The organism is Methylobacterium sp. HJ2 (assembly GCF_056431005.1).
Map to the genome: position 1 here is coordinate 147,981 of NZ_JBWJYM010000007.1, position 21,782 is coordinate 169,762.

Below are 21,782 nucleotides of genomic sequence, written 5' to 3' on the forward strand. Positions count from 1 at the left end.
GCGACGGGACGGCCGCGATGTCGACAACTCGGACAACTGGCCCGGAGGGAGCGACTCAGCTCCCGGCCGGGCTTCTTCATTGTGGCGCGAGACGATGAGCATAGACAAGGTTCCGATCACGGTCCGTGGCTTCGCCGCTCTCGAAGAGGAGCTGAAGCACCGCCAGCAGGTGGAGCGGCAGCGCATCGTCGCCGCGATCTCCGAGGCCCGCGCCCATGGCGACCTGTCCGAGAACGCGGAGTACCACGCCGCCAAGGAGGCCCAGTCACACAACGAGGGCCGGGTGCTCGAGCTCGAGAGCATGATCGCCCGCGCCGAGATCATCGACGTCTCGAAGCTGTCGGGCAGCAAGATCAAGTTCGGCGCCACCGTGAAGCTCGTCGACGAGGACACGGAGGAGGAGAAGACCTACCAGATCGTGGGCGAGCCGGAGGCCGACGTGCATTCCGGCCGCGTCTCGATCACCTCGCCGATCGCCCGCGCGCTGATCGGCAAGGGCGTCGGCGACACGGTCGAGGTGACGACGCCTGGCGGCGGCAAGTCCTACGAAGTCGTCGGCGTCCAGTACGGCGGCTGAGCGCAGGTGAGGATCCCGCTTTCGCGCCGCCTCGCGGCCGTGCTCGCCGCAGGGCTGGCGCTCCTGGTCGGATCGGTCTCGCCGCCGATCTCGGGGGCCGTCCGCGCCGAGGGCTTCGCCGCCGCGGGCGGGCGCTTCAGCTCGATCAGCGTCGATGTCCGCCCGCTGATCGCCCAGGGTGGGGGCACACAGGCGGAGGTCCTGCGGGCCGATCTCACGGCGGCGCTCCAGCGCAGCTTCGGCGACCGGATCGGCGGGCGCGGCCCCGGCCTCGTGGTGCGCGTCACCGGCCTGTCGCTGCGGGCCTATGCGGGCGGCGACAACGGGCGCGGCAGCCTCGGAGGCGGCGGACAGACCGATTACCTTGACGGCGAGGTGCTCCTCGTCGGCCCGCGCGGCGCGGTCCTCGCCCGCCATCCCCAGCTCAGCGCCATGCCGTCGAGCTACGGCGGCGCATGGTACGAGCCGGGCTCGGAGCGCCGCCGCGTCGCGGCCATCGCCGAGATCTACGCCGCCTGGCTGCGCCGCAGCCTGCCGGCGGACTGACCGGCCTCCCCTCGATCGCCGCTCGAACCGTGCAGCAGGACATCGACACGACCCGCCGGACCGAGGCCCTTCCGCCGCGCGCGCTCGCGGGTACGCGGGCCTGGATCGTCACCGACGGCAAGGCCGGCGACGAGAACCAGTGCGTCGGCATCGCCGAGACGCTGGGCCTCGACTACGTGCTGCGCCGCGTGCCCGCGCACGGACCCTTCGGCTGGATGGCGCCCTGGGGGCCCATCGACCCGCGTCACGGGCCGTACCGGAATTCCGGGGCGCTGGCCGGGCCGTTCCCCGAGATCCTGATCGCCTCCGGACGGCGCTCGGTGCCCTACATGCGGGCTTTGCGCCGGGCGAGCGAAGGGCACACCTTCACGGCCTTCCTCAAGGACCCGCGCACGGGGCAGGACAGCGCCGACTTCATCTGGGTGCCCGATTACGACGATCTGCGCGGGCCCAACGTCTTCACCACACTGACGGCACCCCATCTGGTGACGGCCGAGCGCCTCGCCGCCGCGCGCGCCAAGCCGGATCCGCGGCTCGCGGCGCTCGCAGGTCCGCGGGCGGCGGTGCTGATCGGCGGCGACAGCCGGCACCTGAGCTACGGCCGGGCCCAGATGACCCGGCTGGTGACGGACCTGCGCAAGCTCGCCGCCAGCGGCTGCCGCCTGATGGTGACGGTCTCGCGCCGCACGCCCGATCCCCTGCGAGAGGCGGTGAAGGTGCTGGCGGCCGATACCGGCGGCTTCCTCTGGGACGGGACGGGCGAGAACCCCTACGTCGCCATGCTGGCGCTCGCCGACGCCGTCGTGGTCACGTCGGATTCTGCCAACATGGTCAGCGAGGCGGTGAGCACCGGGGCGCCGGTCCTGCTGTTCGACCTGCCGCGCACCTATATCCGGCATCGGCGGATGTTCGCGGGCCTCGCCCTCATGGGCGCCCTGCGGCCGTTCACCGGTCGGTTGGAACCGCTGAGCTACAAGCCGGTCGACGCGACGCCCGTCATCGCGGCGGTGCTGGGCCGCCGCTACGCGGCGCACCGGGCTTCACGGCCGGGCTGAGGCGCCGGCAGAATTCGAGGACGACATGGCCCACACCCACGCCAAGCTCGTGATCATCGGCTCCGGACCTGCCGGCTACACGGCGGCGATCTACGCCGCCCGCGCCATGGTCGAGCCGCTGCTGATCTCCGGCTTCCAGCCCGGCGGGCAGCTGATGATCACCACGGACGTCGAGAACTACCCGGGCTTCGCCGAGGCGATCCAGGGGCCCTGGCTGATGGAGCAGATGCGGCTCCAGGCCGAGCATGTCGGAACCCGCATCGTCTCCGAGTACATCACCACGGTCGACCTGAAGCAGCGGCCCTTCCGGCTCGAGGCGGATTCGGGCGAGACCTACTCGTGCGACGCGCTCATCATCGCCACGGGCGCCCAGGCCAAGTGGCTCGGGCTGCCCTCCGAGGCGAAGTACCAGGGCGGCGGCGTCTCGGCCTGCGCCACCTGCGACGGCTTCTTCTTCCGCGGGCGCGAGGTCGTCGTGGTCGGCGGCGGCAACACGGCCGTTGAGGAGGCGCTCTACCTCGCCAACATCGCCGCCAAGGTCACCGTCGTGCATCGGCGCGACGCCTTCCGGGCCGAGCGCATCCTGCAGGAGCGCCTGTTCAAGCATCCCAACGTCGAGGTGGTCTGGAACCACGCCGTGGAGGAGGTCTGCGGCACGGACAAGCCGGCGCCGACGGTCACCCATCTGCGCCTGCGCGACGTGCGCACCGGCGCGATCAGCGAGCGCAAGGCCGACGGCCTGTTCGTCGCGATCGGCCATCAGCCGGCCACCGCGATCTTCGAGGGGCAGCTTCCCATGCGCCACGGCGGCTACCTCAGCGTTCGGCCGGGCACCGCCGAGACCGAGATCCCGGGCGTGTTCGCGGCGGGCGACGTCACCGACGACGTCTACCGGCAGGCGATCACGGCGGCCGGCATGGGCTGCATGGCGGCTTTGGAAGCCGAGAAGTACCTCGCCAACCTGGAGATCGGCGAGCCGCCGCAGCAGGCCGCGGCCGAGTAACCCCACGGCGCCCGCCGCGCCATTCCGGTGCGCCGTCAACAAAATTGTCTCCGCGCGACTTGCGCGGAGCGACCTCCTGCACGCATGAGTTATGTGCTGGCGACATTGCCGCAGTGCGATGATGTCAGCCGAGCGCGGCCCGCCGCAACGGTGCGGATCGGACCGGAAGCTCGACCGCGCAGGCGCGCGGGCGTTTCACGTGTGCGGGGCCGCCGTGGATTGGGACAAGATCCGGATCTTCCTCAATGTCGCCGAAGCGGGAAGCTTCACGAAAGCCGGCGACGATATCGGGCTGAGCCAATCGGCGGTCAGCCGCCAGATCAGCGCCCTCGAGCGTGAGCTGAAAGCGCCGCTCTTCCACCGCCACGCCCGCGGGCTGATCCTGACCGAGCAGGGCGACCTGCTGTTCCGCGCGGCGCGCGACATGAAGCTGCGCCTGGAGAACACCAAGGCGCGCCTCGTCGAGACCAGCGAGCGCCCGTCGGGCGACCTCAAGGTGACGACCACGGTCGGCCTCGGCACGGCCTGGCTCGCCCAGCGGGTGGCGGAGTTCCTCGATCTCTATCCGGACGTGCGGATCGAGCTGATCCTGACGAACGAGGAGCTCGACCTCGCCATGCGCGAGGCCGACATCGCCATCCGCATGCGCCGCCCGGCCCAGCCCGACCTGATCCAGCGCCGGCTCTTCACCGTGCATTACCACGCCTTCGCGAGCCCGGATTACGTGAAGCGCTTCGGCGAGCCCAAGACCATCGCCGATCTCGACGACCATCGCCTCGTCTCGTTCGGCGGGAACGAGCCCTCCTATCTGCTAGCCGCGCATTACCTCGCCGATATCGGCCGCGAGGGCCGCGAGCGGAGGCCGGTGCACTTCACCGTCAACAACGTCGCGGCCCTGCAGAAGGCGATGGAGACCGGCGTCGGCATCGGCATCCTGCCGGACTACGCCGTGGACGGCGGCGAGACGCTGGTTCAGGTGCTGCGCGACAGCGAGATGCCGACGCTGGACAGCTACCTCGTCTATGCCGAGGAGATGCGCACCGTCGCCCGCGTGCAGGCGTTCCGCGACTTCCTGGTGGCGAAGGCCCAGCGCTGGACCTACTGAGCCGGCGGCGCTCGAGCTCCCGGCCGCGTGCCGGGAGCCCGCGATCACCGGGCGTCAGACGAACAGCCGCTCCTTCTCCAGGCCCTTGTAGAGATCGGCGACCTGCTCGCCGTAGCCGTTGTAGATCAGGGTCGGCACGCGCTGGTCGGTACCGAGCACCCGCTCGCTGGCCTGGCTCCAGCGCGGATGCGGGACGGCCGGGTTGACGTTGGCCCAGAAGCCGTACTCGGAGGATTGCAGGCCCTCCCAGAAAGTCTTGGGCCGCTCCGCCACGAACGACACCTTCACGATCGACTTGATCGACTTGAACCCGTACTTCCACGGCACCGCGAGCCGGATCGGGGCGCCGAACTGGTTCGGCAGCGGCTTGCCGTAGATTCCGGTGACGACGAACGGCAGGTCGTTGCCGGCCTCGGCCATCGTCAGCCCTTCGACATAGGGCCACGGATAGAAGAACGCCCGCTGGCCCGGGGCCATCGCCTTGTCCAGAAAGGTCTGGAACTGTACGTATTTCGCGCCGGACGCGGGCTTGGCCAAGGCCACGAGCTTCGACAGCGGGAAGCCCGTCCAGGGCACGGCCATCGACCACGCCTCGACGCAGCGGTGCCGGTAGAGCCGCTCCTCCAGCCCGATCTTCCGGATCAAGTCCTCGACGCCGATCTCGAACGGCTTCTCGACGAGGCCGTCGACCTTGATCACCCAGGGGTCGGTCCTGAGGGCGTTGGCGGCCGGCAGGACGCTCTTCGAGGTGCCGAACTCGTAGAAGTTGTTGTAGTCCGCGCTGTAGCGCTCCGGCGTGACCGGGCGGTCCAGCGTGTAGCCGTCGTTGCGCGGCGCCGGGTAGGGGCCGGCCGCGGCAAAGGCCATGGAACCGCCGGCGAGCGACCCCGCGGCGAGTCCGGTGGCGCCGGCGAGAAGCGCGCGGCGGTTCAGGAAGACCGCTTCCGGTGTCGCGAGGCGTTCGGGGATCTCCCAGCCGCGGGTCCGCTTGATCAACATGCTGCTCTCCTGCGCGCGAAGCTCCGGCAAGATCGGCCCTGGAGCCGGCCGGCACAACCGGCCGCGCCTGCGGCTTCGTTCAAGAAACCGCAGGGTTACGGCGCATGGTGCCGCAGGCGGCGTGCGCGCAACGCGCCCGCACCGGAACCGATAGCCCCGATCCGCGAGGCTGGCGGGCCGCGCGGACGGAGCGCGACGCGTCGGGCTCGTCGCGGTCCGGACCGAGCGAGCCTGAGACGAGCCCCGGAGGCGGCTCAGGCGGCCGGGGCGTCGTCGCGCAGGGCCCGGCGCAGCACCTTGCCGACATTGGTCTTCGGCAGGCTGTCGTGGATCACGACCTTGCGCGGCACCTTGTAGCCGGTGAGCTGCGAGCGGGCGTGCAGGCGGATCGCATCCCCGGTGAGGCCCGCATCCTTCAGCACCACGTGGGCCACCACCATCTCGCCGCTGTCGTCGCAGGGCGCGCCGACCACCGCGCACTCAAGCACGCCCGGATGGGAGGCCAGGACGTCCTCGACCTCGTTCGGGTAGACGTTGAAGCCCGAGACCAGGATCATGTCCTTCATCCGGTCGACGATGCGGACCTGCCCGTCCGGCAGCATCACCGCCACGTCGCCGGTGCGGAAGAACCCGTCGGCGGTCATCGCCCGCCTGGTCTCGTCGGGCCGGTTCCAGTAGCCCTTCATCACCTGCGGCCCGCGCACGCAGATCTCGCCCGGGACGCCGACCGGCAGGGGCATCCCGTCCGCGTCGCGGATCGAGACGTCGGTGGAGGGTAGCGGGTAGCCGATCGTGCCCGACCATTCGCTCAGCCGATACGGGTTCACGCAGACCACCGGGGAGGTCTCGGAGAGGCCGTAGCCCTCGATGATGGCCTTGCCGGTGATCTGCTTCCAGCGCGCGGCCACGGATTTCTGCACCGCCATACCGCCGGCCACCACGTAGTCGAGATGGGAGAAGTCCACGGTGCCGATCTGCGGATGGTTGTTCAGCAGGTTGAAGAGCGTGTTCACCCCCGACATGTGGGTGAAGCGGTGCTGCTTGAGCGTCTTGATGAAGCCGTCGGCGTCGCGCGGGTTGGGGATCAGCAGGCAGGAGCCGCCGGCTCGGATGAAGAACAGGAAGCAGCAGGTCAGCGCGAAGATGTGGTAGAGCGGCAGCGCCGTGACCATCGTGCGCTGCGGACCGTCCGGGTCGATCGCCTCGAACCAGGTCTGGGACTGCACCACGTTGGCCATGATGTTGCGGTGCGTGAGCATCGCGGCCTTGGCGATGCCGGTGGTGCCGCCGGTATATTGCAGGAAGGCGAGGTCCTCGGGGCCGAGGTCCGGCCGGCGATAGGGCAGACGGCGGCCGGCCTTCACGGCGTCCTCGAAGCCGTGGGCGAGGCCCGCCGGAAGGGCGTAGGCCGGCACCGCCTTCTTGATGTGGCGCGCCGCGAGGCTGATCACCCGGCCCTTGAGCCCGAGCCCGTCGCCCGCGCGGGCCACGACCACGCGGTCGAGGGCGAGATCGGGCAGCGCCGCGGCGACCGTGCCGGCGAAATTCTCCAGCACGATCACGATCCGGGCGCCCGAATCCGTGATCTGCGCGGTCAGCTCGCGCGGCGTGTAGAGCGGGTTGACGTTGACCACCGTGCCGCCCGCCGCGATCACCCCGAACAGGGCCACGGCGTAGGCGGGCACGTTCGGCATCATGATGGCGACGCGGTCGCCCTGGGCGAGGCCCTGCCCCTGCAGCCAGGCCGCGAGCGCCCGCGCGTCGGCGCCGAGTGCGGCGTAGCGCATCGACGAACCGAAGCAGATCACCGCGGCACGGTCGGCGTAGCGGGCGACGCTCGTCTCGAACAGGTCGAGGACGGTGCCGAGCCCGTCCACATCGATCTCGGCCGGCATGCCCGGCGGATAGGCCCCGACCCACGGACGGGGGGCCCTGGTTTGCTCGATCACGGCGTACTCCCTGACGCGCGGCGTCTGCCGGCCGCGCTACCCATTGTCCCGCTCCCTCGATTCGGATCATTGCGACAGGGCCGGGAGCGGGGCAAGCGAGTCGGCGGATCGGCGCTAGACAGCCGGCCGGCATCGTCGCCGGTCGCGGAGCCGCCCGGATCCTCAGCGTCGCGCGGTCGCCGCGGACGCGGGCGCGCGCAGGGCCGAGACCAGCGCGTGCGGCAGGCAGGCGAGCAGCAGGATCCCGGCCGCGCTCGCGGCCTCGCCCGCCGTGAAGGCGCGCCGCGGCCAGGGGCCGATGCCCTCGTCCCGGGCGAGGCCGAGCAGGGCGGCGGCGAACCAGAGGGCGAGAAAGCTCAGGGCCGCGGTCGCCAGCCCGCGGCCGATCCCGGAGAATCGCCGGTTCGCCAGCAGGACCGCGAGGCCGATCGGCAGACCGAAGGCCAGGGCAGCGACGGCGGCGCCGAGGGCATAGGCCACCAGCATGGGCTGATGGTTGAGGAAGGCGACCCCGCCCACGGCGAAGCCGCCGCGCAGGACGAGGCCGCCGAAGGTCGGATAGAGCGAGAGGCCCGCGAGCAGGGCGAGGCCGAGGAGCCCGAACGGCAGCCGCCGCGCCCAGCCGGCGGGCCCCGGCCCCGCCGCCGCGGCGGCGATTCGCGCGAGCCCGTAGACGAGGCCGAAGGCGAAGAGCGGGTAGCGCTCGAGGAAGAACCCGTAGGCGAGCGCGTCGAGGACCGGCGGCAGGGGCGAGCGCGCGCTGAGGCCCAGCCCGGCCACCAGCCCGAGCGCGAGGAGCGCCGCGGCGACCGGGATCGCGGCGGTGATGAGCGCGACGCGGCGCATGGGATCCTACGGGATGCGGGCGATCAGCCCTCGTAGCCGTCGCGGATCAGCCGGTCGAGCAGGCGCACGCCCCAGCCGGCGCCCCAGCTCCGGTTGATCTCGGTGGGCGAGGAGGACATGCCGACGCCCGCGATGTCGAGATGCGCCCAGGGCACGTCGTTGACGTAGCGCTTGATGAAGGTGGCGGCCGTGGCCGCCCCGCCGTGGCGCCCGCCGGTGTTCTTCATGTCGGCGAACTTCGAGTCGATCGCCTTGTCGTAGGCGGGGATCAGGGGCATCCGCCAGACCTTCTCGCCGGTCGCCTCGCCCGCCGCGTGGATGCGCGCGGCGAGATCGTCGTCGTTCGAGAACAGGCCGGCGATGTCCTGCCCGAGCGCCACGATGATCGCACCGGTGAGCGTGGCGAGATCGATGATCGCCTTCGGCTTGCAGGATTGCTGCACGTGCCAGATCACGTCGGCCAGGACGAGGCGCCCCTCGGCGTCGGTGTTGATCACCTCGATCGTCTGCCCGGACATCGAGGTGACGATGTCGGAGGGCCGGTAGGATTGCCCGTCGGGCATGTTCTCGACGATGCCGATGGCGCCGACCACGTTCACCTTGGCCTTGCGGGCGGCGAGCGCGTGGAGCGTGCCGACGACGGCGGCGGCGCCGCCCATGTCGCCCTTCATGTCCTCCATGCCGCCGGCGGACTTGATCGAGACGCCGCCGGAATCGAAGACCACGCCCTTGCCGATCAGCGCGAGCGGCGCCTCGCCCGCCGGTCCGCCGTTCCAGCGCATCAGCACCACCCGGGGCTCGCGGGCGGAGCCGGCCGCGACCGCGAGGAGCGCCCCCATGCCGAGCTCGCGCATGCGGGCGGGCTCCAGCACCTCGATCTCGACGCCGAGGCGGCCGAGCTCCGAGGCGCGCCGGGCGAATTCCTCGGGGAAGAGCACGTTCGGCGGCTCGTTGATCAGGTCGCGGGCGAGGACGACGCCCTCGGCCACCGCGCGGGTCTCCTCGGCCTCGGCCTCGGCCGCCCGGTGCTGGCCGAGCATCAGGGTGAGGGCGCTGCCGCCCTTGTCCTCGGCGTCGGGCTTCTTCTTGGTCTTGTAGCGGTCGAAGCTGTAGCTGCGCAGGCGCGCGCCCAGGGCGAAATCGGCTGCGTTGCGCGCCGAGACCTCGGTGCCCGGCCAGTCGAGCACCACCCGGGCCTGCCGGCCCGAGACCTTGCCGGCGGTGAAGCCCCCGAGCACCGGCCACTCGATCTTGGTCCGGTCCTTCTCGGTGCCCAGGCCGACCACGACGAGGCGCTCGGCCTCGACGCCGGCCGGGGCCGGGAGGCTCATCGCGGTGAGGGCACGGCCCTTGAACTGCTCCGAGGCCGCGGCGCGGGCCACGAGATCGCGCCCGGCGCTTCCCAGAACCTCGACCGCCCCCGAGCCGAGGGCGAGATCGTCGCCCACGAACACCACGAGGTCGCCGCCGCCGGTCCGGCCCACCGGAGCGAAGGTGATGGTGATGCCGTCCGCCATGAGTTCGCTTTCCGCGCTCGCGCTGCCGTCCCGGGCGCGTGACGCGCACCGGAGGTCCCCGTGTCTTACGTGTTCCGCACTGTGTAGCCACTGAGGCGGAGAACGCAACGCGGCGCATCCGCTCTTGAAACCGCCGCACTTCGCGCGCCAATCGAGTCCGGACGCGCCGGCTAAGAGGAGCCCGGGACGGCAGGCCGATGAACCAGATCGAGCGCTACATCTTCCGCATCGCGCTCGGCGCCTGCCTCGCCTGCCTGATCGGGCTGACCGGCACGATCTGGGTGACCCAGGCGCTGCGCGAGCTCGACCTGATCACCGCCAAGGGCCAGACCCTGCTGATCTTCCTGTTCGTCACCGGCCTGTCGCTGCCGACGCTGGTGGTGGTGATCGCCCCGATGGCGCTGTTCATCGCGGTGATCTACGCGCTGAACAAGCTCAACGGTGATTCGGAGCTGATCGTGATGGCGGCGGCCGGGATGCGGCCGCGCTCGATCCTGCGCCCGTTCCTCTCCCTCGCCCTGATGGTCAGCTTCCTCGTGGGCTTCACCACCATCGTGGTCATGCCCGCGAGCTTCCAGGAGCTGCGCGACGTCATCACGCGGGTGCGCGGCGACTTCATCGCGAACGTCGTCAAGGAGGGGCAGTTCACCACCCTCGACAACGGCATCACCTTCCATTTCCGCGAGCGCGGACAGAACGGCACCCTGCTGGGACTGTTCATCCAGGATTCGCGGGAATCCGGGAAGACGAAGATCTACATCGCCGAGCGCGGCAACGCGATCGAGGTCGACGGCCAGAGCTACCTCGCCCTGGAGAAGGGCAGCGTGCACCAGCAGCAGAAGGACAGCCGGGATTCCTCGATCCTCACCTTCGAGCGCTACACCATCGATCTCGCCGCCTTCGCGCCCCCCGATTCCGACCTGATCTACAAGCCGCGCGAGCGCTCGACGACGCAGCTGCTCTTTCCCGACCGGTCCGAGGGCTATTTCAAGCTGCAGAAGGGCCGCTTCCGGGCCGAGCTGCACGACCGTCTCTCGTCCTGGCTCTACCCGCTCGCCCTCGCCTTCATCGCCTTCGCGGCTCTGGGCGACCCGCGCACCACCCGCCAGGGCCGGGGCGTGGCGGTAGCCGGGGCGGTGGCGGCCGTGGTCGCCCTCCGGATCGCGGGCTTCGCGGCCGTCAGCGCCGCCGCGCGCAGCCAGGGCGCGGTCGCCGCCGTCTACGGGGTGCCGCTCCTGGCGATCGCGCTCTCCGCCCTGATCATCTTCCAGGGGCCGGCCGTCCGGGCCTTCAACGCCCGGACCTCGGCGGCCCTGCGGGGCCTGCGGCCGACGCTGCGGCCGGCGCGGAGCTGAGGCGGTGCTGCTCGGCTGGACCCTCGGGCGCTACTTCGCCCTCCGCTTCGTGCGCACCATCCTCGGCGTGTTCATCACGGTCTTCGCCCTGGTCTACACCCTCGACTTCGTCGAGCTGCTGCGCCGGGCGGGCGATGCGGAGGGCGCCTCTCCGGGTCTGATGGCGCAGCTCTCGCTGCTGCGCACCCCGACGGTCGCCGAGGGCGTCCTGCCCTTCGCCGTGCTGTTCGGCTCGATGGCGGCCCTGCTGCAGCTCTCGCGCAAGCTCGAACTCGTCGTCGCCCGCGCCGCAGGGATCTCGGCGTGGCAGTTCCTTCAGCCGGGCCTGTGCGTGGCGCTCGGGCTCGGCGCCTTCGCGGTCGGGGTCTACAACCCCGTCTCGGCGGCGATGAAGCAGCGCTCCACCGAGATCGAGGCCAAGATCTTCGCCCGCTCCACCAAGGCGGGCTCCGGCAAGGCCCTCTGGATCCGGCAGAAGAGCCTCGACGGCAGCGCCATCATCCGGGCCGAGACCGCGATCGAGGGCACCACCACGCTGGCCGGCGTGCAGGTCTTCACCTTCGACGAGGCGGGCAGCTTCCTGTCGCAGATCATGGCCGCGCGCGCGTCGCTGCACGACGGCTGGTGGGAGCTCAGCGACGTGCGCCTGCTCACGGCCGAGTCGCCGCCCGAGAGCTTCGGCACCTACCTGATTGCCTCGACCCTCGATCCGGGACAGGTGCGGCAACGCTTCACCCCCCCGGAATCTGTGCCTTTCTGGCAACTGCCCGGAACCATCGCGCGCACCGAGAAGGCCGGCTTGGACGCCACGCGATACCGGCTGCAGTACGACGTGCTCTGGGCTCGGCCGATCCTGTTCGTGGCCATGGTGCTCGTCGCCGCAACCGTTTCCTTACGGTTTTTCCGCTTTGGTGGTGTCGGAAAGCTCGTGCTCGGCGGGGTGGCGGCGGGGTTCGCCCTCTACGTCGCCCGGCAGTTGATGGAGGGGCTCGGCGGCGCCGGTGTGGTGGCGGCGCCAGTGGCGGCATGGCTCCCGGCCGTGGTAGGAAGCCTTCTCGGTACGCTCACGCTTCTGTACCAGGAAGACGGCTGAAGCCCGCTCCCCGAGCGGGGTCGGGAGGCAGGGTTGGTTGGGTTCGTGACGATCGTCGTCACCGAGGTTGGGACAGGCGTTGCGTAAGGTCTCCACCATCGTGCGGTTCGCCGGCTTGCTGGCGCTGCTGGCGGCTCTGCCGCCCGCAGCGACGCGGGCTGCCGCCCAGCCCGGCACCGCGCCGAGCGGCGCGGCCAAGGCGAGCGGAGCCAGGACGGGCGCCGAGAAGGCGAGCGGCGACAAGACCAGCGCCGCGAACCCGCTCGCCGCCAAGGTCGCGGCCAAGCCGGGCGAGAAGCTCCTCGTCGAGGCGGACGAGCTGATCTACGACAACGACAACAACACCGTCACGGCACGCGGCAACGCCGAGCTGCATTACGGCCCGCGCACCCTGCAGGCCGACCGCGTCCGCTACGACCGCGCCTCGTCCCGCGTCTTCGCGGAGGGCAATGTCCGCCTCACCGATCAGGACGGCGCCGTCGTCACCGGCGAGACGATGGAGCTGACCGACGACTTCAAGACCGGCTTCATCGACTCCCTGCGCATCCAGCAGACGGTGGTCCGGCGCGGCGAGACGGTGCGGACCCGGTTCTCGGCGCCGCGGGCGGAGCGGATCGACGGCGAGCAGACGACCTTCGACTACGGCACCTACACGGCCTGCGAGCCGTGCAAGGACAACCCGGAGAAGCCGCCGCTCTGGCAGGTGCGCGCCGCCAAGATCATCCACAACAACGAGACCCACACGGTCTATTTCGAGGAATCGACCCTCGAGCTCGCCGGCATCCCGGTGGCCTACCTGCCCTATTTCGAGGCGCCCGACCCGACGGTGAAGCGCAAGAGCGGCTTCCTGACGCCGCGCTTCATCACCTCGACGGCGCTCGGCACCGGCGCCTCGGTGCCGTATTTCTTCAACCTCGCGCCGGATTACGACCTCACCCTGTCGCCGGCCTTCGTGAGTCGCCAGGGCGTGCTCGGGCAGGCCGAGTTCCGCCAGCGCCTCGACACGGGCACCTACAATCTGCGCCTGTCGGGCATCTTCCAGACGACGCCCTCCGCCTTCCTGCCGGGGCCGCTCGGCGCAGGCGACCGCGACTTCCGCGGCTCGGTGGAGACCAAGGGCCGCTTCTACATCAACGACCGCTGGCGCACCGGCTGGGACCTCGTCGGCGTCACCGACAAGTGGTTCCTCGACAATTACCGCATCCGCAACCAGAGCATCACCACGGATTATTTCCGCGAGGCGGTGTCGACGGCCTACCTGATCGGCCAGGGCGACCGCTCGTGGTTCGAGGCACGCGCCCTCTACTTCAAAGGCCTGTCGAGCTTCGACTGGCAGAAGGAGCAGCCGATCGTCGCTCCGGTGATCGACTACGACAAGCGCATCAACGGGCCGGGCGAGATCGGCGGCGAGGTCCGCTTCGAGGGCAACATCACCAGCCTGACGCGCGAGGCGACCGACTTCCAGGGCCTGCCGCGCACCAGCGCCTACCTGTTCAGCCCGAGCTTCAACGGGATCAGCTACCCGCTCTACGAGACCTGCTCGACCTTCAACCGCGCCTCCTGCCTGATCCGGGGCCTCGCCGGCACGAACACCCGCGCTTCGGGCCAGGTCTCCTGGCGGCGCACCTTCATCGACGACGCAGGCCAGGTGTTCACGCCCTTCGCCTACCTGCGGGCCGACACCTTCTTCACCAATCCGAGCCTGTCGGGCTACCAGAACGCCCTGGTGCCGACGATCGCCAACGTCGACGAGGGCGTCAGCGCCCGCGTGATGCCGGCGGTCGGCCTCGATTACCGCTATCCCTTCGTCAGCGAGTTCGGGCCGCTCGGCGTCCACACCCTGGAGCCGATCGGGCAGATCATCGCGCGGCCCTCCGAGACCCGGATCGGCCGGCTGCCGAACGAGGACGCCCAGAGCCTCGTCTTCGACGACACCTCGCTATTCGAGTGGGACAAGTTCTCCGGCTACGACCGCGTCGAGGGCGGCGTGCGCACCAATCTGGGCGCCCAGTACTCGGTGGTGACGCCGTCCGGCTGGTACACCAACGTGCTGTTCGGCGAATCCATCCAGCTCGCGGGCGTCAACTCGTTCCGGCGCGGCGACATCGCCAATGTGGGCCTCGAATCGGGCCTGGAGACCCGGCGCTCCGACTTCGTCGGCCGCTTCCAGGTCTCGCCGAACCAGAACATCTCGTTCATCACCCGGGCGCGCTTCGACCACACCGACTTCAAGGTGAACCGCTTCGAGACGGGCGTGACCGCGCGCTTCGCGCCGTTCCTGCCGCTGACGCTCTCGACCTTCTACTCCTATTACGAGGCGCAGCCGCTGCTCGGCTTCGCCCATCGCCGCGAGGGCGTGACCGCGACCGCGACCTACAACATCACGCCCAACTGGTTCATCACCGGCTCGGCCCTGGTCGACCTGACGCACTACCTCGACACGCGGGACATCTTCGCCGACGCCTACGCCAACTTCCTGGCGAACCCGGTCGGGGCGACGCCGGTCTATCAGAATCCGGGGCGGTTCTACCTCTCGGGCATGAGCCTGGGCGGCGGCTACCAGGACGAGTGCACCACAGTCTCGCTCAACTACATCGTCTCGCCGATCGCCACGACGCTGGGCACGCGCGAGCGCAACCAGACCGTCCTGCTCCGCGTCGAGCTGAAGACGCTCGGCGAGGCGGACCTGCGCCAGAACGTCGGCACGGTCACCACCAACGACGGCATCGCCTCGGTGCGCTGACGCATCGCGCGGCCGGGCGGCCTGCCGCCGGGCCGTTCGCAGCCGCGCGGGTTGCGGGCCGGCGCCATCTCCTTAGATCCGGGCGAGAGATCCCGGGACCGGACCGCCGGATCGCGGGCGGATCCGTCCCAGCCATCGTCAGGGTTGCCCATGCCACCGCTCGCCCTCACGCTCGGAGATCCCGCCGGGATCGGCCCGGAGCTCGCCCTCGCGGCCTGGCTCGGGCGCGGCGGCCTGAACCCGCTGCCGCCCTTCTTCCTCGTGGCCGACCCGGCCTTCGTCGAGCGGGCCGCCGACCGCCTCGGCCTGCCGGTCCCGGTGGCCGAGATCGACCCCGAGACTGCCGCCGAGGTCTTTCCGCGGGCGCTTCCCGTGGTGGCGCTGCCGAGCGGCGCGACCGTCGCTGCCCTGCCCGGCCGCCCGGATTCGATCCATGCCGGCGCTGTCATCGAATCGATCACCGCCGCCGTCGGCTTCGTGCGGACGGGCCGCGCCTCGGCGATCGTGACCAACCCGATCGCCAAGGTCGTGCTGACCCGGGCGGGCTTCGCCCATCCGGGCCATACCGAGTTCCTGGCGGCGCTCGCCGTGCCCCCGGGCCTGCCGCCGCCGCGGCCCGTGATGATGATCTGGAGCGAGACCCTCGCGGTGGTGCCGGTGACGATCCACGTGGCCCTGCGCGACGTGCCCCGCCTGCTGACGCAGGACCTCGTCGAGGAGACCGCCCGGATCGTCGTGCGCGATCTGACCGAGCGCTTCGGGCTGGCCGCGCCCCGCCTCGTTTTGGCCGGCCTCAACCCGCATGCCGGCGAATCCGGCACGATCGGCAGCGAGGATCGCGACGTGCTCGCGCCCGCGGTGGCCCGCCTGCGGGCGGAGGGGATCGACATCACCGGGCCGCTGCCGGCCGACACACTGTTCCACGCCCGCGCCCGCGAGACCTACGACGTGGCGCTGGCGCCGACCCACGACCAGGCCCTGATCCCGATCAAGACCATCGCCTTCGACGACGGGGTCAACGTCACCCTCGGGCTGCCCTTCATCCGGACCTCGCCCGACCACGGCACCGCCTTCGACATCGCGGGCCAGGGCATCGCGCGGCCCGACAGCCTGATCGCGGCTTTGCGCCTCGCGGACCGGCTCGCCCGCAACGCGGAGGCCCGCGCCGGGGGCCGTCCGGAGAGCGCGACGGTGATCCCGCTCAGTGCCTATGCGGGCCGCACGACGGCGTCGCGCCACTTCGACCTCGACGACGAGCTGTGAGCGCCCCGGACGGTCTGCCGCCGCTGCGCGAGGTCGTGGCGCGCCACGGGCTGGAGCCCCGCAAGGCGCTCGGCCAGAACTTCCTTTACGACCTCAACCTGACGGGCCGGATCGCCCGGGCGGCGGGGCCCCTGGAGGGCGTCACGGTGGTCGAGGTCGGGCCGGGGCCCGGCGGACTGACTCGGGCGCTGCTGGCGGCGGGGGCGGGCCGGGTGATCGCGATCGAGCGCGACCCGCGCGCGCTGCCGGCGATGGCCGAGATCGCCGCCCATTATCCCGGCCGGCTGGCCGTGATCGACGCCGACGCCCTGGAATTCGACCCGCGGCCGCTGATCGGCGCAGGGCCGGCCCGGGTCGTCGCGAACCTGCCCTACAACGTGGGCACGCCGCTCCTCACCGGCTGGCTCGACGCCGAGGCCTGGCCGCCCTGGTGGGATTCGCTGACGCTGATGTTTCAGCGCGAGGTGGCCGAGCGGATCGTCGCCGATGAAGGGCAGCGCGCCGATTACGGCCGGCTCGGCGTGCTCTGCGGCTGGCGCACCGAGGCCGAGATCCTGTTCGACGTCAGCCCCTCGGCTTTCGTGCCGCCCCCCAAGGTGACCTCAAGCGTGGTGCAGCTCCGACCCCGCAAGGCTCCCCTGCCCTGCCGGGTCGGAGCGCTGGAGGCGGTGACGCGGGCGGCCTTCGGCCAGCGCCGCAAGATGCTGCGGCAGAGTCTGAAGGCGCTGACGCCTGAGCCCGGCACGATCCTCGCCGCCGCCGGCCTGAGCGAGACCGCGCGGGCCGAGGAGGTGCCGGTAGCGGGCTTCGTCGCCCTCGCCAACGCCTGGGACGACATGAGACGGCCGGCGCCGCCCGAAGGCGAGGCCGGCCTAGTTTAGCGCGGTACGAGCGGCGCTCAGCGGGTCTGCTGGATCGCCGAGAGGATCCAGGCCCGGCCGGGCCGGCGCACGAAGGTCCAGAGCTCGGTGGCCTCCGGCGCGCCAGTCTCGACCACGCGGTCGCTGCGGCGGTCGACGGTGACGTCGCGGAGCGTGTAGCGCATCGCCACCGTGGCGTACTCGTCCTGGCCCTCGCCCCAGGCCTCGGCGAGATCGCCCTGCTGGAGCTTCACGTCGGTCACCCGGTTGACGACGCCGCGGGCGGCGTTGGCCTGCAGCTCCTCATCGAAGTAGCCGGCCATTTCCGGGGTCGCGAGGTTGCGCAGGGCCACCCGGTCCTCGTGCGAGAACGCGTCCTGGACCTCGCCGAGCAGGCGCTCGAAGGCCTGGAAGTCGTTCGGGCCGATCTGGACCGGACGCTGCTGCGGCTGCGCCGGCTGGCCGCCGAACATGCGGCCAGCCGAGGGACCGGACGGGCCGCCCATCGGACCGCCCGCGGGACCTCCCATCGGACCGCGCGGCGGCGCGTCGTCGAGGCCCGAGCGCGCGTAGGGCGCACCGGCGCCGGCCGGCTGGCCGTTGCGGCGGCGGAACCAGCGCAGGGCGAAGGAGACGAGCAGCACGACGAGGCCGATCTGGATCAGCAGGCCGAGGAACGAGCCGATACCGCCGAGCCCACCGGACAGGCCGGCGCCGAGCAGCGCGCCGATCAGGCCCGCGCCGAGCAGACCGCCGAGGAAGCCGCCGCCGAAGCGCCGCCCCTGGGCCGGCGCCTGCATGCCCGGATTGTTGAAGCCGGGCTGGGTCTGCGTGCGCTGCATCGGCGCGGCGCTCGGAGCGGTCGGCGTGGCAGACGGAGCGTTGAAGGTGCGGGAGCCGCGCGATCCCATGCTGCCGCCGCCGCCGGGCCGTGCCTCGGCGAGGGGAGCCGCAAGCGTCAGGGCCGCGGCGAGCGCCAGAAGGGTCGCCGTGCGCTTACGGCGCTTGGTGGAGGTGAGCATCGATGGCCTCTACGAGAGAACAGGTCGCGGCTATGCGCGCCGTCGACAATATGGGGACGGGCCAGACGCGGTTTTAGTCCGTCCCGATCGCGACGTTTCCGATTTCGTCGCCGCCGCGAGGCAAGAGCGCGGGGTTTCGCACCGGGTCCGGCACGGTCCGCCCTCCCTCCGGGCCGCCCTCAATGCAGGCTGCGCCGGGCGGCGGCCGGGAAGACCAGCCGGACCTGTGTCCCGGCGCCGGGCTGGCTGTCGAGGCTGATGGTGCCGTTCTGCCGCTTCATCAGCCCGTGCACGATGGCGAGGCCCGCGCCGCGGCCGGCCTCGCGGCTGGTGGCGAAGGGCGCCAGCGCCCGCGCCAGCATCTCGGGGGACATGCCGGTGCCGGTATCGGAGACGATCAGGCCGACCGCGCCCTCGCCCGGATGCTGCATCGAGCGGTCGCCCGGCGGCACGCGGAAGCTCGAGACCGTGACGGTGCCGCCGTCCGGCATCGCCTCGCAGGCATTGGCCACGATGTGGCGAAGCGCCAGCTCCACCTGCGTCGCGTTGGCGATCGCCCAGGGCAGGTCGGGCGTCGTGGCGACGCTGAGGCCGATCCGGGGAGGCAGGCTTGGCCGCATCGCCGCGATCACTTCGGCGACCGTGGCGTCCAGATCGATCGCCCGCAGGTCGGGGGCGATGCGGCGCGAGAAGGCCAGCAATTGCCGGGTCAGCACCGCCGCCCGCTCCGTCGCGTCGGCCGAGCGGCTCATGGCGCGCTGGATGAACGGCTCCGGATGGTTGCCGAGCCGGCGCTTCAGCCCGTCGATGTAGCCGATCAGGATCTGCAGGAAGTTGTTGAACTCGTGCGCGACGCTGTTCGTGAGCAGGCCGAGCGCCTCCCGCTGCCGGGACAAGGCGAGCGCGCCCTCCAGTTCCCGCCGCGCCGTCACGTCGAGGATCTGGCCGAGGCGCAGCGCGCTCGCGGCCACCGGCGAGAGCGTGAGCCGCGCCCAGTAGCTCGATCCGTCGGCGCGCGCGGCCAGGATTTCGGCCGCGGGCCCGGTTTCGACCACCGCCTCGGGCAGAAGCACCCCGAGCGTGCTCCCGAGCAGCGCGGCGCGGTCGTGGCCGGTCAGGGCCGTGAGCGCAGGATTGACGTAGCGGATGCGCGCCTCGGCTCCCGACCCGTCGAGCAGGAAGGCCGCGACCGCCGCCCCGTCGAGCAGCGCCGCCGCCGCGGCCAGGACCCTGTCGGCCTCGTCGATCGGGCCATCGGCATACGGCTCTGGCATCGGGTCATCCGAAAGCGGCCCGGACGGGGCCGCGCTCGCCCCAGCGTTAACGGCACTTGGCGCGACGGCCAAGGCAGAGGGTTCACGTCGCGCGGTTCGCGTCGGGCGGCTCACGGCCGGAGGGCCAGACGCGCCGCACCGGAGCGCGGCCGCCGAGGCCCGCGCCGGGGCGGGGGCACGCCTATTGGCGGATCCACATCACCCGGGCCATCCAGGCGATCTCGCCGACGTTGAGCACCCGGTCCTCGTGGTCGGGGTTGAGCGAGATCAGCTCCACCGTGCGGGCGGTGCGCCGCTTCAGCTCCTTGGCCAGCACCTCGCCCGTATGGGTGCGGACCACGATGCGGTCGCCCTTGCGCACGCTGGCCGAGGGCGAGACGATCAGCACGTCCCCGTCGCGGAACAGCGGCAGCATCGAATCGCCCTGCACCTCCAGGGCGAAGGCGCGCTCCTCGCCGAGATCGGGGAAGTCGATCTCCTCCCAGCCCGCCCCGCCGGTCGGCATGCCGTCGTCGGTGAACAGCCGCCCGGCGCCGGCCTGGGTCATGCCGATCAGCGGCACGGTGGAGCGCACGGGCCCCTCGCGCGCCTCGATCAGACGCAGGAAATCGTCGAGGCTCGCGCCGGTGGCGGCGAGGACCTTCGAGACGGATTCCGTCGAGGGCCAGCGCTTGCGGCCGTCGGCGCCGATCCGCTTCGACCGGTTGAAGCTGGTGGCGTCGAGCCCGGAGCGCCGCGCGAGGCCGGAGGGAGAGAAACCGTGACGTTCCGCCAAGCGGTCGATGGCGGTCCAGATCTGTTCGTGGGACAACATCTGTCGGGCTCGGTGCCTCGCCGGGCCGCTGAGACGCACGGCCTAGTTGTAGGAATGTAGAACTACTCGCGGACGAATGCAACCGCTTTTCGGGGCTGCGCAACCGCATCCGAGGGGCTAGGTCCCCCTCCCGATCAACCGCGATTCCGCGGAATGGTTGTCACGACGTGGTCGCCGATCCTATCGACGGCGCGCATGGAAACGGTGACGCGATGCCCCTCATCTACAAGATCTGTCCGCGCAATCTCTGGGACGCGGCCCTGACGGCCGGCCGCTTCGGCGGCGCGCCCGTCGATCAGGCGGACGGATTCATCCATTTTTCCACGGCCGCGCAGGTCGCGGAGACCGCGCGCCGGCATTTCGCGGGGCAGGCCGACCTGATTCTCCTGTCCGTCGATGCGGACGCGCTCGACGAGGCCCTGCGCTTCGAGCCGTCCCGCGGCGGGGACCTGTTCCCGCACCTCTACGGCGACCTGCCCCTCGCCGCGGTCCGGTCCACGGTCGACCTGCCGCTGGGGCCGGACGGGGCGCACGTGTTCCCGGCGGAGATCGGAGCATGATCGAAATCCTGTTCCCCCTGGTTCGCCCGGTGCTGCACGGGCTCGACGCCGAGCAGGCTCACAATCTGACGTTGAGAGCCCTGGCGGCCTTGCCGGCCCGTCGCGCGCCCTCCGACGACCCGCGCCTCGCGGTCGAGCTGTTCGGCCGCCGCTTCCCCAATCCGGTCGGCCTCGCCGCGGGCTTCGACAAGGGCGCGCAGGTGCCCGACGCCCTGCTCGGGCTGGGCTTCGGCTTCGTCGAGGTCGGGGGCGTGGTGCCGCGCCCGCAGCCCGGCAATCCGCGCCCGCGGGTGTTCCGCCTCGCCCGCGACGGCGCGGTCATCAACCGCTTCGGCCTCAACAGCGAGGGGCTCGACGTGGTGGCCCGCCGCCTCGCGGCTCGGCATGGGCGCCCGGGCGTCGTCGGCGTCAATATCGGGGCGAACAAGGAGACCGAGGACCGGCTGGCCGACTACGTCGCCTGCACGGCCCGGCTCGCCCCGCTCGTGGATTTCGTCACCGTCAACGTCTCCTCGCCGAACACGCCAGGCCTGCGCGACCTCCAGGGCGAGGCCTTCCTCGACGACCTGCTCGCCCGGGTGGTCGAGGCCCGCGACGGGGCGGCGTCCTCCGCCACGGCCTCTGGGACGGCCCCTGCGGCGGTGCTGCTCAAGATCGCCCCCGACATCACCCTGGACAGCCTCGATGCGATCTGCGCCACGGCCCAGCGGCGCGGCGTGCAGGGCCTCGTCGTCTCGAACACCACGGTCGCGCGGCCCGCGAGCCTCGCCGAGGCCGCGCTGTCCCGGGAGACCGGCGGCCTCTCGGGCCGCCCGCTGTTCGGGCCCGCGACCCGGCTGCTCGCCGAGACCTACCTGCGGGTCGGCGCCCGGCTGCCGCTGGTCGGCGTCGGCGGCGTCGATTCGGCCGAGGCCGCCTGGACCAAGATCCGGGCCGGCGCGAGCCTCATCCAGCTCTACTCGGCGCTGGTCTATGCCGGGCCCGGCCTCGTCGGCACGATCAAGACCGGGCTGGTCGCCCGGATGCGGGCCGAGGGCCTGACGAGCCTCGCATCCGCGGTCGGGCGGGACGCGGCCGAGTTGGCACGGGCGGCTTAAGCTCTGGTTGCATGGGCGGCGGCAATTCCCGCTCGGCCCACGTGCCCCACGCATGAGGGGCCTGCATCCGGACCGGATTGAGCCGGCGCGAGGGGGCCGCTTAT

The 21,782-nt window shown here is 71.5% G+C and carries 19 protein-coding genes; 12 read left to right on the forward strand and 7 right to left on the reverse strand.

What is annotated here, in order from left to right; genetic code table 11:
* The first annotated feature begins 100 nt into the window (after positions 1–100).
* The 5 genes from greA (at position 101) to ACS5RC_RS17830 (ending at position 4,286) form a co-directional block, all read left to right on the forward strand.
* Positions 101–577, forward strand: a complete 477-nt coding sequence (gene greA / locus ACS5RC_RS17810; RefSeq protein WP_478345401.1) for a transcription elongation factor GreA — start codon at positions 101–103, stop codon at positions 575–577.
* Between the two features lie 6 nt (positions 578–583).
* Entirely contained in the window at positions 584–1,123 is a 540-nt protein-coding gene (locus tag ACS5RC_RS17815; RefSeq protein WP_478345233.1) for a hypothetical protein, read from the forward strand.
* Positions 1,124–1,152: 29 nt separating this feature from the next.
* Positions 1,153–2,178, forward strand: a complete 1,026-nt coding sequence (locus ACS5RC_RS17820; RefSeq protein WP_478345234.1) for a mitochondrial fission ELM1 family protein — start codon at positions 1,153–1,155, stop codon at positions 2,176–2,178.
* A gap of 25 nt (positions 2,179–2,203) precedes the next feature.
* On the forward strand, positions 2,204–3,181 hold the full coding sequence (gene trxB / locus ACS5RC_RS17825; RefSeq protein WP_478345235.1) for a thioredoxin-disulfide reductase: 978 nt from the start codon (positions 2,204–2,206) through the stop codon (positions 3,179–3,181).
* Positions 3,182–3,395: 214 nt separating this feature from the next.
* Positions 3,396–4,286 carry a LysR family transcriptional regulator gene (locus ACS5RC_RS17830; RefSeq protein WP_478345236.1) on the forward strand — a complete coding sequence of 297 codons (891 nt, stop codon included), beginning with the start codon at positions 3,396–3,398 and terminating at the stop codon, positions 4,284–4,286.
* A 54-nt stretch (positions 4,287–4,340) separates the two neighbouring features.
* On the opposite strand, the gene msrP is transcribed toward ACS5RC_RS17830, so the two are convergent.
* The 4 genes from msrP to ACS5RC_RS17850 form a co-directional block, all read right to left on the reverse strand.
* Positions 4,341–5,285: a protein-methionine-sulfoxide reductase catalytic subunit MsrP gene (gene msrP, locus ACS5RC_RS17835; RefSeq protein ID WP_478345237.1), complete on the reverse strand. Its 945-nt coding sequence runs from the start codon at positions 5,283–5,285 to the stop codon at positions 4,341–4,343.
* 254 nt (positions 5,286–5,539) lie between these two features.
* Positions 5,540–7,180, reverse strand: coding sequence for an AMP-binding protein (locus ACS5RC_RS17840; protein ID WP_478345402.1), 1,641 nt, complete (start codon positions 7,178–7,180; stop codon positions 5,540–5,542).
* A 216-nt stretch (positions 7,181–7,396) separates the two neighbouring features.
* Positions 7,397–8,080: a hypothetical protein gene (locus ACS5RC_RS17845; RefSeq protein ID WP_478345238.1), complete on the reverse strand. Its 684-nt coding sequence runs from the start codon at positions 8,078–8,080 to the stop codon at positions 7,397–7,399.
* Between the two features lie 23 nt (positions 8,081–8,103).
* The gene (locus ACS5RC_RS17850) at positions 8,104–9,597 is read right to left on the reverse strand and encodes a leucyl aminopeptidase (RefSeq protein ID WP_478345239.1); all 1,494 of its coding nucleotides are present in this window, start codon (positions 9,595–9,597) and stop codon (positions 8,104–8,106) included.
* A gap of 197 nt (positions 9,598–9,794) precedes the next feature.
* Here ACS5RC_RS17850 and lptF point away from each other — a divergent pair, with 197 nt between their 5' ends.
* The 5 genes from lptF (at position 9,795) to rsmA (ending at position 16,932) form a co-directional block, all read left to right on the forward strand.
* Positions 9,795–10,952, forward strand: coding sequence for an LPS export ABC transporter permease LptF (lptF, locus tag ACS5RC_RS17855; protein ID WP_478345240.1), 1,158 nt, complete (start codon positions 9,795–9,797; stop codon positions 10,950–10,952).
* 4 nt (positions 10,953–10,956) lie between these two features.
* Complete coding sequence (lptG, locus tag ACS5RC_RS17860; protein ID WP_478345241.1) at positions 10,957–12,045, forward strand: LPS export ABC transporter permease LptG; 1,089 nt, start codon at positions 10,957–10,959, stop codon at positions 12,043–12,045.
* A 79-nt stretch (positions 12,046–12,124) separates the two neighbouring features.
* Positions 12,125–14,788, forward strand: a complete 2,664-nt coding sequence (locus tag ACS5RC_RS17865) for an LPS-assembly protein LptD (RefSeq protein ID WP_478345242.1) — start codon at positions 12,125–12,127, stop codon at positions 14,786–14,788.
* Between the two features lie 150 nt (positions 14,789–14,938).
* Positions 14,939–16,051 carry a 4-hydroxythreonine-4-phosphate dehydrogenase PdxA gene (pdxA, locus tag ACS5RC_RS17870; protein ID WP_478345243.1) on the forward strand — a complete coding sequence of 371 codons (1,113 nt, stop codon included), beginning with the start codon at positions 14,939–14,941 and terminating at the stop codon, positions 16,049–16,051.
* Entirely contained in the window at positions 16,048–16,932 is an 885-nt protein-coding gene (gene rsmA, locus ACS5RC_RS17875) for a 16S rRNA (adenine(1518)-N(6)/adenine(1519)-N(6))-dimethyltransferase RsmA (RefSeq protein ID WP_478345244.1), read from the forward strand. Before pdxA ends, rsmA begins: the two co-directional genes overlap by 4 nt.
* A gap of 17 nt (positions 16,933–16,949) precedes the next feature.
* On the opposite strand, the gene ACS5RC_RS17880 is transcribed toward rsmA, so the two are convergent.
* The 3 genes from ACS5RC_RS17880 to ACS5RC_RS17890 form a co-directional block, all read right to left on the reverse strand.
* Complete coding sequence (locus tag ACS5RC_RS17880; RefSeq protein ID WP_478345245.1) at positions 16,950–17,933, reverse strand: TIM44-like domain-containing protein; 984 nt, start codon at positions 17,931–17,933, stop codon at positions 16,950–16,952.
* A 179-nt stretch (positions 17,934–18,112) separates the two neighbouring features.
* Entirely contained in the window at positions 18,113–19,207 is a 1,095-nt protein-coding gene (locus ACS5RC_RS17885) for a two-component system sensor histidine kinase NtrB (protein ID WP_478345246.1), read from the reverse strand.
* Positions 19,208–19,388: 181 nt separating this feature from the next.
* Positions 19,389–20,021, reverse strand: a complete 633-nt coding sequence (locus ACS5RC_RS17890; RefSeq protein WP_478345247.1) for a S24 family peptidase — start codon at positions 20,019–20,021, stop codon at positions 19,389–19,391.
* Positions 20,022–20,233: 212 nt separating this feature from the next.
* Between ACS5RC_RS17890 and ACS5RC_RS17895 the strand changes: the two genes are divergently transcribed.
* Both ACS5RC_RS17895 and ACS5RC_RS17900 read left to right on the forward strand, forming a co-directional pair.
* Positions 20,234–20,581 (forward strand): DUF952 domain-containing protein, encoded by a 348-nt coding sequence (locus ACS5RC_RS17895; RefSeq protein ID WP_478345248.1) that lies wholly within the window; start codon positions 20,234–20,236, stop codon positions 20,579–20,581.
* Positions 20,578–21,678, forward strand: a complete 1,101-nt coding sequence (locus tag ACS5RC_RS17900) for a quinone-dependent dihydroorotate dehydrogenase (RefSeq protein WP_478345249.1) — start codon at positions 20,578–20,580, stop codon at positions 21,676–21,678. The genes ACS5RC_RS17895 and ACS5RC_RS17900 overlap by 4 nt, the downstream gene beginning before the upstream one ends.
* Positions 21,679–21,782: the final 104 nt, after the last annotated feature.

Excerpts from the sequence above, each read along its gene's own strand:
- trxB (WP_478345235.1), top strand. The coding sequence starts at position 2,204 with ATGGCCCACACCCACGCCAAGCTCGTGATCATCGGCTCCGGACCTGCC.
- msrP (WP_478345237.1), bottom strand. The coding sequence starts at position 5,285 with ATGTTGATCAAGCGGACCCGCGGCTGGGAGATCCCCGAACGCCTCGCG.
- ACS5RC_RS17840 (WP_478345402.1), bottom strand. The coding sequence starts at position 7,180 with ATGCCGGCCGAGATCGATGTGGACGGGCTCGGCACCGTCCTCGACCTG.
- ACS5RC_RS17845 (WP_478345238.1), bottom strand. The coding sequence starts at position 8,080 with ATGCGCCGCGTCGCGCTCATCACCGCCGCGATCCCGGTCGCCGCGGCG.
- ACS5RC_RS17850 (WP_478345239.1), bottom strand. The coding sequence starts at position 9,597 with ATGGCGGACGGCATCACCATCACCTTCGCTCCGGTGGGCCGGACCGGC.
- lptF (WP_478345240.1), top strand. The coding sequence starts at position 9,795 with ATGAACCAGATCGAGCGCTACATCTTCCGCATCGCGCTCGGCGCCTGC.
- pdxA (WP_478345243.1), top strand. The coding sequence starts at position 14,939 with ATGCCACCGCTCGCCCTCACGCTCGGAGATCCCGCCGGGATCGGCCCG.
- ACS5RC_RS17880 (WP_478345245.1), bottom strand. The coding sequence starts at position 17,933 with ATGCTCACCTCCACCAAGCGCCGTAAGCGCACGGCGACCCTTCTGGCG.
- ACS5RC_RS17885 (WP_478345246.1), bottom strand. The coding sequence starts at position 19,207 with ATGCCAGAGCCGTATGCCGATGGCCCGATCGACGAGGCCGACAGGGTC.
- ACS5RC_RS17890 (WP_478345247.1), bottom strand. The coding sequence starts at position 20,021 with ATGTTGTCCCACGAACAGATCTGGACCGCCATCGACCGCTTGGCGGAA.
- ACS5RC_RS17895 (WP_478345248.1), top strand. The coding sequence starts at position 20,234 with ATGCCCCTCATCTACAAGATCTGTCCGCGCAATCTCTGGGACGCGGCC.
- ACS5RC_RS17900 (WP_478345249.1), top strand. The coding sequence starts at position 20,578 with ATGATCGAAATCCTGTTCCCCCTGGTTCGCCCGGTGCTGCACGGGCTC.